This window comes from Peribacillus sp. BM1 (assembly GCF_056679975.1).
In genome coordinates this window covers 2127180-2142556 of sequence record NZ_CM155259.1, presented here as the reverse complement: position 1 = coordinate 2142556, position 15377 = coordinate 2127180, and the positions used below count along the sequence as shown (strand labels likewise).

15 protein-coding genes and 1 pseudogene are annotated in these 15377 nt (G+C 35.8%); 6 read left to right on the top strand and 10 right to left on the bottom strand.

What is annotated here, in order from left to right:
* Positions 1 to 75: 75 nt before the first annotated feature.
* Positions 76 to 942 (top strand): annotated as a pseudogene (locus AC1MGI_RS10335) (IS1595 family transposase); the annotation flags it as partial.
* A 400-nt stretch (positions 943 to 1342) separates the two neighbouring features.
* Here the strand turns inward: AC1MGI_RS10335 and AC1MGI_RS10330 are convergent.
* Positions 1343 to 1777 (bottom strand): MarR family winged helix-turn-helix transcriptional regulator, encoded by a 435-nt coding sequence (locus AC1MGI_RS10330; protein ID WP_480349616.1) that lies wholly within the window; start codon positions 1775 to 1777, stop codon positions 1343 to 1345.
* Between the two features lie 120 nt (positions 1778 to 1897).
* Here AC1MGI_RS10330 and AC1MGI_RS10325 point away from each other — a divergent pair, with 120 nt between their 5' ends.
* Positions 1898 to 2374, top strand: coding sequence for a GNAT family N-acetyltransferase (locus AC1MGI_RS10325; RefSeq protein WP_480349615.1), 477 nt, complete (start codon positions 1898 to 1900; stop codon positions 2372 to 2374).
* A gap of 617 nt (positions 2375 to 2991) precedes the next feature.
* Here the strand turns inward: AC1MGI_RS10325 and AC1MGI_RS10320 are convergent.
* Both AC1MGI_RS10320 and AC1MGI_RS10315 read right to left on the bottom strand, forming a co-directional pair.
* Positions 2992 to 4101, bottom strand: a complete 1110-nt coding sequence (locus tag AC1MGI_RS10320; RefSeq protein WP_480349614.1) for a lactonase family protein — start codon at positions 4099 to 4101, stop codon at positions 2992 to 2994.
* A gap of 289 nt (positions 4102 to 4390) precedes the next feature.
* On the bottom strand, positions 4391 to 5035 hold the full coding sequence (locus AC1MGI_RS10315; protein ID WP_480349613.1) for a DUF6518 family protein: 645 nt from the start codon (positions 5033 to 5035) through the stop codon (positions 4391 to 4393).
* Positions 5036 to 5403: 368 nt separating this feature from the next.
* Here AC1MGI_RS10315 and AC1MGI_RS10310 point away from each other — a divergent pair, with 368 nt between their 5' ends.
* From AC1MGI_RS10310 to AC1MGI_RS10300, 3 genes are all read left to right on the top strand, one after another.
* Positions 5404 to 6237 carry a polysaccharide deacetylase family protein gene (locus AC1MGI_RS10310; RefSeq protein WP_480349612.1) on the top strand — a complete coding sequence of 278 codons (834 nt, stop codon included), beginning with the start codon at positions 5404 to 5406 and terminating at the stop codon, positions 6235 to 6237.
* A gap of 122 nt (positions 6238 to 6359) precedes the next feature.
* Positions 6360 to 6992 carry a LysE family translocator gene (locus AC1MGI_RS10305; protein ID WP_480349611.1) on the top strand — a complete coding sequence of 211 codons (633 nt, stop codon included), beginning with the start codon at positions 6360 to 6362 and terminating at the stop codon, positions 6990 to 6992.
* A gap of 508 nt (positions 6993 to 7500) precedes the next feature.
* A complete protein-coding gene (locus tag AC1MGI_RS10300) occupies positions 7501 to 8295 on the top strand; it encodes an RES family NAD+ phosphorylase (RefSeq protein ID WP_480349610.1) in 795 nt (264 codons plus the stop codon).
* On the opposite strand, the gene AC1MGI_RS10295 is transcribed toward AC1MGI_RS10300, so the two are convergent.
* Both AC1MGI_RS10295 and ltrA read right to left on the bottom strand, forming a co-directional pair.
* Positions 8224 to 8409 (bottom strand): HTH domain-containing protein, encoded by a 186-nt coding sequence (locus AC1MGI_RS10295; protein WP_480349765.1) that lies wholly within the window; start codon positions 8407 to 8409, stop codon positions 8224 to 8226. The genes AC1MGI_RS10300 and AC1MGI_RS10295 overlap by 72 nt on opposite strands.
* 215 nt (positions 8410 to 8624) lie before the next feature.
* Entirely contained in the window at positions 8625 to 9899 is a 1275-nt protein-coding gene (gene ltrA, locus AC1MGI_RS10290) for a group II intron reverse transcriptase/maturase (RefSeq protein ID WP_480349764.1), read from the bottom strand.
* A 719-nt stretch (positions 9900 to 10618) separates the two neighbouring features.
* Between ltrA and AC1MGI_RS10285 the strand changes: the two genes are divergently transcribed.
* Positions 10619 to 10918, top strand: coding sequence for a glycine zipper 2TM domain-containing protein (locus tag AC1MGI_RS10285; RefSeq protein WP_062187424.1), 300 nt, complete (start codon positions 10619 to 10621; stop codon positions 10916 to 10918).
* Between the two features lie 816 nt (positions 10919 to 11734).
* On the opposite strand, the gene AC1MGI_RS10280 is transcribed toward AC1MGI_RS10285, so the two are convergent.
* From AC1MGI_RS10280 to AC1MGI_RS10260, 5 genes are all read right to left on the bottom strand, one after another.
* Positions 11735 to 12649, bottom strand: coding sequence for an NAD(P)-dependent alcohol dehydrogenase (locus AC1MGI_RS10280; RefSeq protein ID WP_480349609.1), 915 nt, complete (start codon positions 12647 to 12649; stop codon positions 11735 to 11737).
* Complete coding sequence (locus AC1MGI_RS10275; protein WP_480349608.1) at positions 12646 to 12903, bottom strand: DUF4386 family protein; 258 nt, start codon at positions 12901 to 12903, stop codon at positions 12646 to 12648. The genes AC1MGI_RS10280 and AC1MGI_RS10275 overlap by 4 nt, the downstream gene beginning before the upstream one ends.
* 44 nt (positions 12904 to 12947) lie before the next feature.
* On the bottom strand, positions 12948 to 13181 hold the full coding sequence (locus AC1MGI_RS10270; RefSeq protein WP_480349607.1) for a helix-turn-helix transcriptional regulator: 234 nt from the start codon (positions 13179 to 13181) through the stop codon (positions 12948 to 12950).
* 1 nt (position 13182) lies between these two features.
* Entirely contained in the window at positions 13183 to 13629 is a 447-nt protein-coding gene (locus AC1MGI_RS10265) for a hypothetical protein (protein ID WP_480349606.1), read from the bottom strand.
* Between the two features lie 1085 nt (positions 13630 to 14714).
* Positions 14715 to 15173 carry a hypothetical protein gene (locus tag AC1MGI_RS10260; protein ID WP_480349605.1) on the bottom strand — a complete coding sequence of 153 codons (459 nt, stop codon included), beginning with the start codon at positions 15171 to 15173 and terminating at the stop codon, positions 14715 to 14717.
* Positions 15174 to 15377 lie beyond the last annotated feature (204 nt).

The window sequence follows — 15377 nt, the reverse complement described above, 5'->3', positions numbered from 1 at the left end:
TCATTGGTTGATTTCGAATAAATCATAATCTTTTGTGGTATCCAGACGGTATAAATTACAAAAGGGGCAATTCAAATGACTTTAACGAACATAATAGCTGATATTTCTTCTTTAAACGATAGGGACAAAGAATCCATTTTAGATTATCTAGCTCGCCATTTCTCTGTATCAGCTTCACAACAAGGAGCTTTAATTGGTGAATTGAGAGAGACGAAGTTTTCACATGGATTTCATTGTCGTCATTGTGGAAGTACATCAGTGCTTCGTGATAACAAGCGAGATGGTCGCCAACGTTAGAAGTGCAAAGACTGTCATAAATTAAGCAATGACTTGACCAATTCCCCTATGAATCGTTCGAAAAAGGCAGACAAATGGATTCCATTTATTGAGCGTATGTTGAATGGTTTATCACTTCGTAAAACAGCTTTTAAAATTGATATCACTCACGTAACTGCTTTTTACTGGAGGCACAAAGTGTTGTCTGCTCTTGCCAAAGAAAGTATCGGTATTTTTGAAGGACTAGTAGAAGTAGATGAAACATACTTCTTAGAAAGCCATAAAGGACGAAGGGTTATCGCGAACCGTAAACCAAGAAAGCGTGGCGGTTCTGCTACAAAAAGAGGTATTTCCAATGAACAAGTCTGTGTATTAGTAGCTAGAGACCGAAACAAAACAATCCTTTCCAAGCAAGTCGGTTCAGGTAAAATTCTAGTAGAGCAAATTGATCCAACTCTTACATCGCATTTTAAGAGTGATACGGTGCTTATTTCCGTTGCTCACAATTCTTACAAATCTTATACGTCTAATAAAGATGTGGAACACGTCATCATAAACGGCAGGAAGAACGAATATGTAAAGAAAGGCATCTACCACCTCAATAATATTAATAATTACCATTCCCGTTTAAAGAAATGGATAAGTTGTTTTAATGGTGTTTCTACTTGTTGTTCGGTATCATCTATTTATTTTACAAAAGAAGAAGCAAATAAAGTTAGAAAAAGGATGTCATTAGATATCCTTTTTCTAACTTTATTTATTCTTAACAATTGCCAATTTTATTGTCATAATATCTGTCAAATTAATATTTCCACCTTCTAAGTGAACCCATTAGGAATTTTCCTTGTCCTTTTATCATCACCTCTTGTTAAGCTAACCTGCCCATTACTTCAATAAGAAAAAAGGCTTTACTCTTTATTCAAGTAAAGCACCCGTTAGCTTAAGTGAGTTAATTCACACATGGGCATGGTGCGTCAAAAGATAGTTGTTTTGTTCAGTTTGCACTTACACCAGTGCAAACTAATTAAACCTCTTGACCAAAATTAGTCAACAATTTTCCGAACTTTTAAAGTTTATTTTTATCTATTTTTTCTTTTATTTTCAGCATCGAAATACGAATTTCATTAATCTCACTTTCAGTTAGTCCATTAAACAATTGATTTACTTGTTCATCTGACTGAATATTAATTTTATCCAGCAGTTCCTCTCCTCTTTTTGTCAAAAAGAGAAAGTTTTTTCTATTGTCTGTTGTTGAACTTTTTTTCTCTATTAATTCTTGCCTCTCTAATTTACGTAAAATTCTGCTCATATAGCTTCTATCAATATTAAGTTCTTGAACGAGATTATTCGCAATACACTCAGTTCTCTCGCTAATTTCAAATAGTATTCGTGCTTCGGTTAATGAATAATCTGTATCTAGAATTTGGGTATTAAATAAACCAAGTACCTTTGTATAAAATCGATTAAATTGTCTGATATCATCAATAATTTCTTTATCCATACATTCTCCCTTAGTTGACTTTGTCCACATTTAATATTAATATAACTATATCCTTAAAATGTAGACTTAGTCAACTATTTTCAAAAATCTTCATTAAGACCTAATTGAAGGAGATCATATATGATTATTCGAGAAATTAAAAAAGAAGACAATGCAAAAGTAAAAGAAATAATACAGGATTCACTAAAATCACTTGGCTTAGCGATTCCTGGAACAGCTTATTTTGACCCTCAACTTAACGACCTTTACCATTATTATACTAATTTAAAACATGCGAACTATTGGGTAGTAGAAATAGAGGGCGAAGTTGTTGGCGGAATTGGTATAGCACCGTTTAACGAACATGAAAAAATTTGCGAATTACAAAAGCTATACTTAACTCCAAAAACGCAAGGTTTAGGATTTGCAAAGAAGCTAATGGAAACAGCTTTGTCATTTGCCTCTAAACATTATACAAAGTGCTACTTAGAAACACAGCATGAATTAAAAGCTGCATGTAAATTATATGAAAAATTTGGATTTACACTTTTACATGAACCACTATCAGGTTCTGACCATTCAGCTATGGATGCGTGGTATTTAACAGGTTTGAATTAACCATAAGAAGTCCATTAAATCAATTATAATTAGAAATGAATATATAGAAAAAAGCCGATTTCCAAATATGGAGCTCGGCTTTTTTCTAACTTTGTGAAGGATTGTACTTAAACTAAACTGCCCCGTTAGCCATCCATGCAGCACAGAGAAAGAAAATTGGTTTCTAGGTCGATAATGTTTTAATGGCTGGCGAAGAAGGTCGTTGAACTATGGTGCCTTTGAGCCCATCCGTTAGTCTAACTCCGCCGACCACAGTGTACCACCGACTATCGCGCCCTTTATGGGTAGCACTCATGGGAGATTAATCCTTTTTGGTCGTCGCGCTAGCCTCTACTTAATTTGCTATAATTAGAGGTTTTTGTTTAACGATTTACCAAACTCAATCAGATCACTCATAAGACTCAGCCTTTTTTAAAAAGTAATTTTCTGGATCTATTTTCGTATACTCTTTTTTGGTTTTAAGAATATTTTAATTTTCATGGGAGTTTAAGTACATTTCTTCCCAATCTTGCTTGCAATTATGTTGTCTCATAACAAAAGCCACCAATATGTCGGCAGCCTTGTTTTTAGAAGCTCCTGTAGATTCTTTTCCTCCCAGTATGGTGAACCTAATAGAATCAAAGAACAGCTAAACCTTGCGACCCAAAGTAAGGAAAGTTAGTCCAGGCAGCAACCTGTGATCTTACTAGACTACCATCATCTTGGATATTAAATACTGACACTGTACCCTGATTTCCGTTAAGTGTGTAAAAATGTCGTCCATCTTTACTGACTCCAACATCCATTGGAAGACCTGGTACTGTACCTGGCGGTGTACTCGTAATATGCCCTACCACTGATAATGCTCCATTGTGATCGATTCGGTAGGTGGAGATGGTTCCGCTTAAGGTTTTGGTAGTGTATGCAAAACGTTCATCCCTCGTTGTTACAACCCAACAGGCAGTCTGATATCCGTTTTGTACAGAGCCGCTGATCACAAAAAGAATACCATCGTTGCTCAATGAATAAGATGACAAGGCATTTGAAACTGCTTCTGTAACTAAGAGGATCCCAGAGGATAGAAAATAAGTGCCCAATGGTCCTTGGCCGTAAGAATCATTAACAATCGGTCCTGTAACCGTACCATTTTTATTTACATGGAATACACTGAGATGGTTTGATGTAAGCTCGGAGACAACGATTTTACTGCCATCTGGAGTAAAGAGAACCTGCGCCGGCTGAGCATTTAAAGTACTAAGAGAATGAGTGGATCCTGGAATAGCAGTAAGGCGTCCGTTATCATCTATGTGAAAACCAGTGATATTTGACGCAAAATTGTTTTCGGCATGACCTACATTGGAGACATAGAGAAGATTACCAAACACATCTACGCTATTGGGCTGAGCACCTCCTGATGGCTTTACATCAACAAGAACAGGCCTTCCACTATCGGTTATGATGAAACTACTGACACTATGGCTGCCTGCGTTAACTGCAAGTAGGAAACGTCCATCACTGGACAAAGTTAGGGCGCTTTGTGAAGCTAAGGGGTCGACGCCATCGTTTGTTGTTGCAGTGGAAACTTCCTTTGTACCAGTACCTCTACCATTAGTTGGGGAGGAACCCGCAAAGGTGAGCATACCATTCATGTCCATGTAAAAGGCAATGATTTGATTCATTACTTCATTATTGGTCATCATGTACACCATACTCGCACGTGCACGAAAATAATTGTTCATTATCTGCATTTTATGTCTCTCCTCCTTCCATAATTTTATATGGTTCTTTTGTCGTTTACATTCCGCAAATGGAATTAAACTGGTTTACAAAAAGAGGTGAACTATCATCCACTTACTCCACTAACCTGCCCCGATAGTTGAATAAGGTGTTTTTTTGAATGTATGATTTTGTATAGTTTCGTACATTGAAAAGACCACCAATTTGGTGATCACGTTGTTGAATTAAAGCTCCCCGTTACTTTAAGTATAACTTTTCACAATCTTTGATATATAAAAAGAAAAATGTGTAGATAGAAACCTACAACATTCCCCAGAATAAATTGATTTCAGCGGTAAGAAAGCGAAGAATCAATCCTATGGTAACCATCTTAATTATTTGCTTTGGAGACTGATATAAAACAAAAATCGTGGCTATCCAAAGTAACAATTCCAGATTATATTTAATGTAAAAATACCAAACTCCAAATCCAAAAGCCTGTCTTGAAATAAGCATAAATATTATTGATGAAATGCAAATAGCAATTATACCTTTCCCTTTTGCATACCAACATACAAAAGCCAAAAATGGTGAAATAACAGTCATGATAATCCAAATCATCATATATGATTTAGGAAAAAAACCAGCTATCATAATAGTATAAAGATAATAGCTACCTACCATGCCTACAAAAAATAAAAAAACATTTATGGCAGACCTAACAGGTGATTTGCTATACGTAGATATTAGCATCGCAAGGAAAATCCAAACTCCCATACGAGAAAAGAAGTTACTTAAATCCAACACTTCAAGAAAGTATGGTAATAAATTACTTGCAGTTTCATCAAGCACCTTAGATATTACACCTAAAATAACCCCTGCGATAAATATTAAAATCGAATATAAAAATTTTCTTGATATCGGTATATTGATTGGTCTTCGAATTTCATTCAAAAATTTTTTCATTTATTCCCTCCCAAATATAAACAATTTTTATTTCACATTTTTCTACTAACGGACATTAATCATCTGATTGTATTTTACAGTAGGTGAATACCTATTGTAATTTCTTGTTGAACAAACCTGCTTTATTAGTTGAAGAAGTTTTTTCCGTATGTATGATTTTAGTTATTTTCGTACATTAAAAAGACCGCCAATAGGCGGTCTTTTTAATGTACGAAAGCACCCGTTAGTTCAACAAGCACCTTATCTTTTATTGCACAAAATCCTCTAAATGTGCAACTAAATCCTGCCAATCATTTCATTTCATGTTTCTCATTAAATATTTTAATAAGGGCATCATAAACCAAGTCGTTAAATGAGGAGTGTGTCCAATGAAAAAAATATTGTTTTTTATCCTTCTTTTATTGATTCCTTTCTTCTCCCTTCAAATAAATGTGTCCGCATCCACTAAAAGTCGTGAGGAATATGAAAAAACTGGACATGTTATTTGGGAAGTTAACACAAAGAAAAAATTAGTTGCCATTACTTTTGATGATGGACCTCATCCGTTTTTTACCCCACAGATACTTGATATATTAGCTAAATATGATGCTAAAGCCACCTTTTTTGTAGCTGGTAATAAAGTAATAAGATTTCCTGAACTATTAAAACGGGAAGTAAAAGAAGGACACGAAATTGCCAATCATACTTATCATCATATTTACGGAAATATTACATCAGCAAAACTATCATCAGAATTAGAAGAAACAGATAAAATTATACAGAAGTCAGTTGGTTTTAAACCGACTCTTTACCGGCCAGTAGGTGGTTTTTATAATGATTTAATTATTAATACTGCTTTAAAAAACGGAAAAGATATCGTTTTATGGTCATGGGGGCAGGACTCTCGTGATTGGGCAAATCCACCCGCAAGTCAAATTTATAACTATATAACAAAAGGAGTAAAACCAGGTAATATCATTCTATTTCATGATTGGCATGGTAGTGAATATACTCAGACTTCTCAAACAGTTATTGTATTAGATAACATTTTGAAATTTTTATACAATAACGGGTATAAATGTGTAACTGTATCTGAATTGCTCTACCAGTCGACACAAATAATTCCAGACTCTTTTGAAATTTATCCTACAAATAGAGAAAAATTTTGCATATGGAGTCAAATGCACATAAAAAGAAGGATAGATTATCCTCTCTCTTGTTGAACTAACCTGCCAGTTAGCTGAAGAAGAGTTGTTCTTGAAAATAACCCACTTTTCAAAATGTTTATGGTAAATTAAGTTTAACAATAATTAAGTAATAATACTTGGAAAGGTGGTTAATAAAAATGGAGAACTTTTATTTGTTTTTAATTATGTGTATTTTTCTCATTATTTTACCTGGTCCTGATACTGCTATCGCTACAAAAAATACCCTCACTGTTGGAAGAACAGGAGGTTTTAAAACGATGTTTGGTACTTGTTGTGCACTACTAATTCATACATTGGCTGCTGTTGTAGGTCTTTCAGCAATTATTGTGAAATCGGCTTTATTATTTTCTGTCTTCAAATACGTCGGTGCTGTGTACTTAATTTATCTAGGCATCAAGACATTATGGGCACTAAAGAACAAGAAAGCAGGAACCACCACCGAAGTGACTTTCGAAAGTAAGTATGAAAGCAAGTCTTGTTTTAAACAAGGGTTCCTTACCAACATCCTAAATCCAAAAGTTGCTATCTTTTTCCTAACCTTCTTGCCGCAGTTCGTGGATTCGGGAAGCAATACTTTTTTACCGTTTCTTATAATGGGAATAACTTATTCCGTTTTAACCGCCGTCTGGTTTTTGTTCTATATCTATTTACTTAACCAGATTAGTGCTTTTATGAAAAAGCCTAGAACCCAAACGTTTATTGAAGGAATAACAGGTACCATACTGATAGGTTTTGGTGTTAAACTGGCTCTAGAAAAGGCTCAAAATTAGAATACTTTTAAGACCCTTAGATTCTAATCAAAGGTTTTTTTCTCTTCATAACCACAAAGTTATCAATAACCTTATGAACTAACCTGCCAGTTACTTGAATAAGAAAAGGGCTTTACTTCTAATTAAAGTAAAGCTACCGTTACTTTAAGTACATTTCTTCACAAAAAGCGGAGGCAGGTAGAAAGAGAACTAAACTGAAGAGTTCTGCTCTTTCATAATTACCTGAATATGGTACCCTATTAGTTGTTATTCCATTTACTGTGTAGGAGGAATGTTTTGATGAAAGTTTGCTGTGAAAGTTGCTTTAACTATGTACCCTTTAAAAAGCATATTCAAGAAAAAGGGATAATTGGAAACTGTTCATTTTGTACATCTCAAAACGTTCGAACACTTGATGTTCAAGATAGCTTTTTTGTTGAAAATATGTACTTTTGGGCTCATAAATTTAAACCAAATGATTTAGGCTTCGAATTAGAAAGGTTCTTCACCAAACAAATAGACTTATTAAGTGAATCTTTATCACCTACATCTGCAAAAAAACTATTATACTACCTTATTTCGTGAAACCATAGATAGAAATTCGCTGGGTGGAAAATTTAGCATTCAGTTTGAGGAAGGTATACTCAAAACTTGGGAGGATTTCAAAGAAAATATTAAACATGGTAATCGGTTTGGTTTCGGAATTGACACTAAATTAAAGGAATCACTTATTGAAATACTCCAAAACAATCAAACTTATTTAAAAGCAGACGAAACACGTTACCGTGGGAGATTAGGGAAGCCAGAGAATAGCACAATCATACCATATGAAGGCGACCAAATCATGAGTCCTCCCAAACACTTAGCTTCTGAGGGACGAATCAATCCAAAGGGAATCCCCTATCTATATTTAGCGGAAAACTTAAAAACTGCAATTGCAGAAGTGAGACCTTATAAGGGGAAAGAAGTTTCATTTGCTACTGTGAAAATTAAAGAGAATATTCGAATCTCTTCATTTAACAATGTAAAATTCCACGGCAAGCCACTTTTGAAGCAATTTGAGCTTTATTCATTAACCAATAAAGTGAATATGGAACTCTCGAAGCCTGTGGAAGAGGAAACTAAATATTTTAATTATATACCTACACAATATGTTGCGGAGTTAGCAAAACATCTTCAACTTGAAGGTCTTGCATACAGAAGTGCATTAGAAGATGGGATAAATTATTGCTTATTTAATCAAGAAAAAGTCTCATGGGTAAGTAGCCACCGTCTCATAACTTATTCCTATGTTTCTATGCATTCCTTCAATAATTGTGCATAATCTTTGTTCTTCATCAATATTAATATGCGTTAATAAGGCACCCATTTCTATTGGATGATAGGGATATGTTGTTTCATTAGTGTATAAAAGCTTATTTATTAAATTGTCTGACATTTTGTATATATTTTTCAACTTTGCGATATTATCTTCTAGTGTAACTATTTCCATAAAATAATTACCTCCAATCTTTAATAGCGTTTTACCATATTAACCCAATAGATTACTAAACTATCCTGCTTAGTTAGTTGAAATCGAGTAGAAGGGAAAGTTAATAACTTTCCGCCCCTCTCACACCACCGTACGTACGGTTCCGTATACGGCGGTTCAATTTATATTTCAGTGTGTACTTTTAGATAGTGGTCTAAGACAAAGGGGATTCCCCTTTGCCTTAGTCGCTTGTTAGACAAGGCTCTTTGTACGACCTTCGATAATCCAATGAATCGGTAACCTTTTCTACAGTAGGTTAAACCTTTGGCTTCCTCCTTTGGTATGCCAAGCTGAACGAGAAACTTTATTCTCTTTTTATTGTTCTTCCACTGCTTCCAAATAATTACCCGAATTCTAGAACGGAGCTTTGCGTCTATTGTTCCAAGAATTTTCTTCATGTTGGCTATCTTGAAATAGTTGGTCCAACCCAAAATGACTTGTTTCAACTTGATGATTCTGTCATCAAGTGAGATGCCCCAGTTTCTTTTTGTTAGCTGGCGAAGTTTCCTTTGAAATTTCTGAATCGACTTTCCATGTGGTCTTGGTAGAAACCTCTGCTTAGTAGAATCATAATAGAAACCGAATCCTAGAAATTTTGTTTTACTAGGTCCTGAGATTCTACTTTTCTCCGTATTCACTTTCAATCCCAATTTCTTCTCGATAAATTTTGTAATGGAAGGAAGTACTCTGTTTGCTGCTTTCTCACTTTTGACGAAAATAAGGCTATCATCTGCGTATCTTACGAAACGCAGTCCTCTTGCCTCCATTTCCTTATCCAGTTCATTCAACATAATATTGCTTAAAAGTGGACTAAGGTTGCCACCTTGCGGTGTTCCTACTGGTGTAGCTTCATACTTTCCATTGACCATCACACCACTTATAAGATATTTCCGTATGAGGGAAATCACATCTCCATCTTTAATCGTATGGGAGATGATTCTCAACAGCTTGTCGTGATGAACTGTATCAAAGAATCGCTCTAAGTCAATATCTACTAACCATTCATGTCCGTCATTTATATATTCCAAAGCCTGGATAATTGCCATTTCACAGCTTCTTCTTGGTCGGAAACCATAGCTGTATTCGCTGAATTGTTTTTCGAATATGGGGCCGAGTATTTGGCTAATTGCTTGTTGTACCACTCTGTCGACAACTGTTGGAATACCTAGTTTACGCATTTTTCCATTTTGTTTTGGAATCTCGACTCGTAATGCCGGCGTTGGTTGGTATTTCCTTTTCCGAATTTGATCCCGCAGTTCATCCTTATGTTCCCTTAGGTGTACCTTCAAATCTTCCACAGTCACTCCGTCTATTCCACTCGTGCCTTTATTACGGTACACTCGCTTATAGGCTTGATTCATATTTTGATTGTTTAGGATTTCTTCTAAGAGCTCCACACTCGTTTCTTCCTTTCCTTTCACGTGACGATAAGACACTTCTCTTTTGAGTATCCTCTGAGATACGCTCATACTTTCCTCATTAACACATTCAGAAGTTTATCTTTCGTGCAATCATGGTGTAGAAACACTATAAATTGTTCAGCCCTTCATGATTTTCATCATTACTATGGCTTCGGCTGACTTCTCACGATAAACCTTTTCCGACCAGCTTTCTTTATAGGGGACTCCTCAGCTGTCCGTGAGACCTCCCAGGGTAAGGCAACTATCTTTCCTCTTTTACTCACCTGATTTACTTTATAGGATTACGCACATCTTTTGGACTTTGACTTGTTTAGGAGCCTTATCCATCTATAAAGCCTTGGTATCAGATTTCTGTTCGTTGAGCCAAGATTTTGATACACGCTTCCTTCAGCCCTTACCTCGCGATAAGTACCTTGCGCTTCTCTAGTGGTTAGTTGATGTGTACCCCCACAGTGGACTTTCACCACCTAGATAGTCGCCATGCCTGGCGCACTAAGAAAAAGGAGTTGCCGTAACAACCCCTTGTTAAACTCTTGCACCCGTTAGTTGAACAAGAAAAAATGGCTGCCGATAAAACAACCATATCTTGAACCAACATATAGTGAGTAAAACTACTTCAGCTGGGTAGTATATGTTTAGGATGGTGTGCTTTCATCATTAGCATATTCCCCATTAATAAACAAGGAAGTGAATAGATGAATCAGAGTAACGAACGCAATAACTTTGGTGGAAATGTAGAAGAAAGTGGCAACAATCAAGCTGGTAGTAATGCTAATCAAGGTGCGAGTGACTTTGGTGAAGCAGCAGCAGCAGGAACTCTTAATGGAGCCGTTGCGGGTGCTATGATAGGTGCTCAATTTGGACTAATTGGTACTGTAATAGGCGGTGTTTCAGGCGGTGCTATTGGTAACCAGATTGTAGAAGGGGCTGAAGTCGATGACAAAACAGCTTCCAAAAATCATGATGAGAGCAATAATAACTCTATAAATAAGTAGCAAGCACTTTACAAAAATGTATTTGTGTTAATCTCACCAAAAAAGGACCGTCAAAAAGACAGTCTTTTTTTCACTAGTCGAGTAGAAGGGAACCTCTCTACCTTGTGGTAGATTGTGTTCCTCCCCCCTCACAGAACCGTGCTTGCGCTATTTACGCACACGGCTCCTCCTAGTCACCATTCACAAAATATAGCTAATCTCTTTCGCTCAGATTTTTGCTAATTCTGCTATCCTTAATAGTTTTGTTTCCATTTATTATCCCTACCTCTGCGTGTAGTAAATGTGTCCCTAGTAAGGGTGATAACTTGGTAGCAGCCTTTCCTCCATCGGCATTACCCAACTTCATTGGTACTACGCTGCTATCCGACTCCCTACAACGGCATTTGGTTTCCTTGCTTATTATCGCTTGTACACCATACTCTTCTAAAAGGAAGAAAAGACCGGTAGGGTCTCCCGAGTTGCCGTATCATATCAATGTGTAACGTGCCAAGGTCTCTGACTCCAGAGAGGTTTTATCCTTCTTGCCTTTAACGAAGGATAAAATGTAGCTTTCTGTTGTGCTTAAGGCATCAGCCCTCTCGATTTACTAACATTATGGAGCTCAATCCCTTCAACCATTTGGCTTTCGGCCCGTCACCTAACTGTCTACGCTTAAAGGCTAAAAGTTACCATTAGCCCTCCAAGACTCGCTACGAGCGAATGGCTAGTTCTTACTCGACGGGAATCCCACCCGCTATATGATACGACCTAGGCTCGGCCGCACAAGCACCCGTTAGTTGAATAAGGGTTGTAATTAGAAATACTTTAATATCCTTTTTATTCTATCAATTTGATTATGACATTGCCCTTTTTATGTCCTCTTTCTACATAACGATGAGCCTCAGGAATTTCTTCCAGTAGATATTCTCTATCTATAACCGATTTAATCTTACCTATTTCTATAAGCTCTTTTAGAAATGTCAAGTCTTCTTTATAAACCTTTGCAATCCCCTGCCCATCAACTGTTAAATATTTTCCGTCAGGAGCTAACACTTTCTTACAATTTCTTCTTGAGTTTTTTCCAACAGCATCAAAGATGATATCATAAAGCTTTTCATTTTTTGTAAAATCCTCATTAGAGTAATCAATAACATGATCAGCTCCAAGAGACTTTACTAATTCTAAATTTGCTGTACTGCATACCCCGGTAACTTCTGCACCAAAGTACTTTGCAAGCTGTACTGCTGATGTTCCTACAGCCCCTGAGGCACCATAAATTAAAACTTTTCTTCCTTTATCAATGTTTCCTTTTCTAAGAAAATATAAAGCCGTAGTTCCCCCCATAGGAACAGCAGCAGCTTCCTCAAAGGTCATATTGGAGGGTTTTACGGAAATTACTGCATTTTCAGGAAGACAGGTGTACTCAGCATGTGCACCAAGTCTCATCCCAGTTAATGCAAAAACTTGATCACCTTTTTTGAAACGTTTTACGTTCTTACCTATTTGTTCTACTTCTCCTGCTAACTCAACCCCTAAGATGGGTTTTCTTGGTTTTCTAAGCCCCAAGACAATTCGCATGGGGATCCATAACAATAGAGGACTTTTAAATCCTCGAACTCTAATGTCTCCAGATGCAACGGTTGTTGCATAAATTTTAACCAAGACTTCATTCTCGTTAGGAATAGGTTTATTTACTTCTTTTAGCTGAAGTACATCAGGTGATCCATACCTTGTGCATACTATTGCCTTCATAAAAATTCTCCTCCAAATGTATTATACTTTCTTAAAATCGGAAAAATTGTCATCTCCGTTCCAATCACTGATACGACAAGAATTAACTCCAAAAGTGCTCCTAGTGTCACTTGATTGGCATTTTCAGAACCTTTAATCAAGTAATCGGAACTGTTTAGGATAGGATCGTACAACAAAAGGCCAATTACCGCCGAAAGTGTTGCTAATAAAAACAGTACCCCCACAATCTTTGCTGCTTTCTGATTTGAACTCATTTTTATCCCCTTTTTTAATATTCATAAACGATAAGGAAAAACGATCATTGTTTTTCCAAGTTTGTTGTTTCCCCATAAAAGAATACCTCTTCCAATGGTAAGTTAAAGGCTAAAGCAATGCGAAAGGCTAGCTCTAGCGATGGCGAGTAGTTTCCTTTTTCGAGAGCCACGATAGTTTGTCTTGTAACGCCCGCCTTGTCAGCTAATTGCTGTTGGGTCATTTCGTCATGATTAAACCGTAATTTTCGGATGTGATTGCCGACAAGATTTTTACTCATATTAGACTCCTCTCCGATAGTAATATAGCTTAGATAAAGAGCCGACCACATCTGAGATAAATCCCGAAGCAATTAGAATAATAAACATCATCTGTGACCGCTGATCGATAATCAACGATCCCATTGCAATAATAAAACCGATAATAAACAATAAAAAAGAATTCCGGTTTGCTTTCAAGTCAATTAATTTATCCAATTCATCTGCGAATGCTGGTTCTTTTTCTCTTGTTGTAATTCTAAACAAAATGTTAAAAATAATGCTAATTACGATGTGTGCTACTATAGAAACCACTGTTAAGATGAAAACGAAGAAACCCCAATAGCGAAAGGTTTCGGGCGAGTCTAGCCCCCCTTCTGGATACTGTGGATACATATACAAGCAGAAGGACATAAAAATGAAAATAGAGCTGATTAATGATACGATGCTTTTCTTTTCTTGATAGGTCATGATTACATACCCCCTTTAAGATTAATATTAAAATTAAGTAAGTTCTGTTTTACATATTGTATTGTATGCTAAACATTATGTAAGGTTGACTATACATGAAATAAAATTTATTAAATAAATAATGAGCGAGTATAAATGAAGATCCAACTGGTTAGGAAAACTTAAGAGCGAAATAAGACATAAATGATTTTCTGAACTTCATAGCATCAAAAAAAAGCAATGCTAAAAGCAGCAATGCTTTTTTAAAAAATAAGTATAAAATTTTCTGTTTCATAATTCTAGTGTTCCAATTATTTTGATGAATAGATCTGTCCTATAATACTACTGATTTCCGTTACATGCGGACGCATTCGGCGGGGTGAGCGATAAGCCTCCTGAAAAGTGTAAAAGTCGAGACCCCCAAAGAGTTGTTTACAAAGGAACTAAGGCTAAGTGCACCACATCGTGTGGCAACGCCTTCGTGACCAACATCCTGTTGTTCTATTCTATCTATTTATCCAAGCGATTTAGATTTCCCTTGTTCAACTAAACTGCTGCGTTAGTTTAAGAAGAATAAGCTACCCAAGGCAGCCTATCCATTTTATTACAAAGCAACAGTATGGTGTATGCAGCATTTTAATAAAGTTTAATTAAAATAAAATCACAAACCCTGATTTATCAGCAAACACAAAAAACTCCATTTTGAACAAAAATTGATCAAAATGGAGTTAATCTTTCTAACCAAGTATAAGATTTTTATAAAAAGGTTTGATCATATTCTACTTGTGTTGCTCAACAATCTCGCCTGATTGTGGAAGAATATAAGTACATATTTTGTTAGACTAATGCTCCCCTTTAGCTTAATAAGAATTAAACAACCTTATTATTTTTTAGAGGACTTTATCATCAATTAACAGTAAGGATAACTTAAAGTTTCTACCCCCATCTTTTCTAGGTTTTAGGTTTAAGATCTTTCCTTTTTAGAAATTTAGACATCTGTGGACTTTTGCTGAGTGAAGAAAAATATGAAAATGATAATGGGGAGCGCTATTAAAAATGTATTGTTTCTAGAAGTTTTTACTGTAGGAATATCTGTTAATGACATTTTACTCATTCCCTTTTATATTAGTTAATAATTCTGGTGGAACGATATAATGCTGCGTTACTATTTTATTAAAAAAGTTATAATCTTCAATTGGCAGTGCTGGAAGAACTTCAGGATAACCGAAAATAGGACCTGAAACATTAATTGAAAAATCACCAGACGAAACAAATGTGCCAGTCACGTGTATTACATCATTGATTAATAATATAGCTATAATGATGTCCAGTATATCGATAAAAAGGTTTCCTTCTTGCGAGTGGTCCTTCCCTTCTAAACGATGCCCTCCAAAAAGAGGACCACCTAACGAGAGACTAAATCTGCCTGGTCTTACAAACACGCCAATGATTGTGATTTGCCCGGTTAATAATAGGATTGCTGAAGTAATTTCGATACTACGTTGAAAGGAGTGAATTACTTTTTTATTTGTATCAAACTCACAGGTCTCATTCAATATCCTCACTCCCTATGTAGGCATTATATTCAGATAAACTAACAAACGTCACTTAATTGATTTTTTATATTGTTTATTACTGAACGTATTGATTCTTCAATTTCTTTATATCAATTAACATATTTAATACCTCCGTAATTAAGTCCTTCCATTTTGAATTGTAAAAATAATGATATGCTTTTAATTGACAATAAATGAAAAGTATAGTAAATT

What these genes read in the sequence shown, in the direction of transcription:
- AC1MGI_RS10330 (WP_480349616.1), bottom strand. Translation starts at nt 1,777, where the DNA reads ATGGATAAAGAAATTATTGATGATATCAGACAATTTAATCGATTTTAT.
- AC1MGI_RS10325 (WP_480349615.1), top strand. Translation starts at nt 1,898, where the DNA reads ATGATTATTCGAGAAATTAAAAAAGAAGACAATGCAAAAGTAAAAGAA.
- AC1MGI_RS10320 (WP_480349614.1), bottom strand. Translation starts at nt 4,101, where the DNA reads ATGCAGATAATGAACAATTATTTTCGTGCACGTGCGAGTATGGTGTAC.
- AC1MGI_RS10315 (WP_480349613.1), bottom strand. Translation starts at nt 5,035, where the DNA reads ATGAAAAAATTTTTGAATGAAATTCGAAGACCAATCAATATACCGATA.
- AC1MGI_RS10310 (WP_480349612.1), top strand. Translation starts at nt 5,404, where the DNA reads ATGAAAAAAATATTGTTTTTTATCCTTCTTTTATTGATTCCTTTCTTC.
- AC1MGI_RS10305 (WP_480349611.1), top strand. Translation starts at nt 6,360, where the DNA reads ATGGAGAACTTTTATTTGTTTTTAATTATGTGTATTTTTCTCATTATT.
- AC1MGI_RS10295 (WP_480349765.1), bottom strand. Translation starts at nt 8,409, where the DNA reads ATGTCAGACAATTTAATAAATAAGCTTTTATACACTAATGAAACAACA.
- AC1MGI_RS10285 (WP_062187424.1), top strand. Translation starts at nt 10,619, where the DNA reads ATGAATCAGAGTAACGAACGCAATAACTTTGGTGGAAATGTAGAAGAA.
- AC1MGI_RS10280 (WP_480349609.1), bottom strand. Translation starts at nt 12,649, where the DNA reads ATGAAGGCAATAGTATGCACAAGGTATGGATCACCTGATGTACTTCAG.
- AC1MGI_RS10275 (WP_480349608.1), bottom strand. Translation starts at nt 12,903, where the DNA reads ATGAGTTCAAATCAGAAAGCAGCAAAGATTGTGGGGGTACTGTTTTTA.
- AC1MGI_RS10270 (WP_480349607.1), bottom strand. Translation starts at nt 13,181, where the DNA reads ATGAGTAAAAATCTTGTCGGCAATCACATCCGAAAATTACGGTTTAAT.
- AC1MGI_RS10265 (WP_480349606.1), bottom strand. Translation starts at nt 13,629, where the DNA reads ATGACCTATCAAGAAAAGAAAAGCATCGTATCATTAATCAGCTCTATT.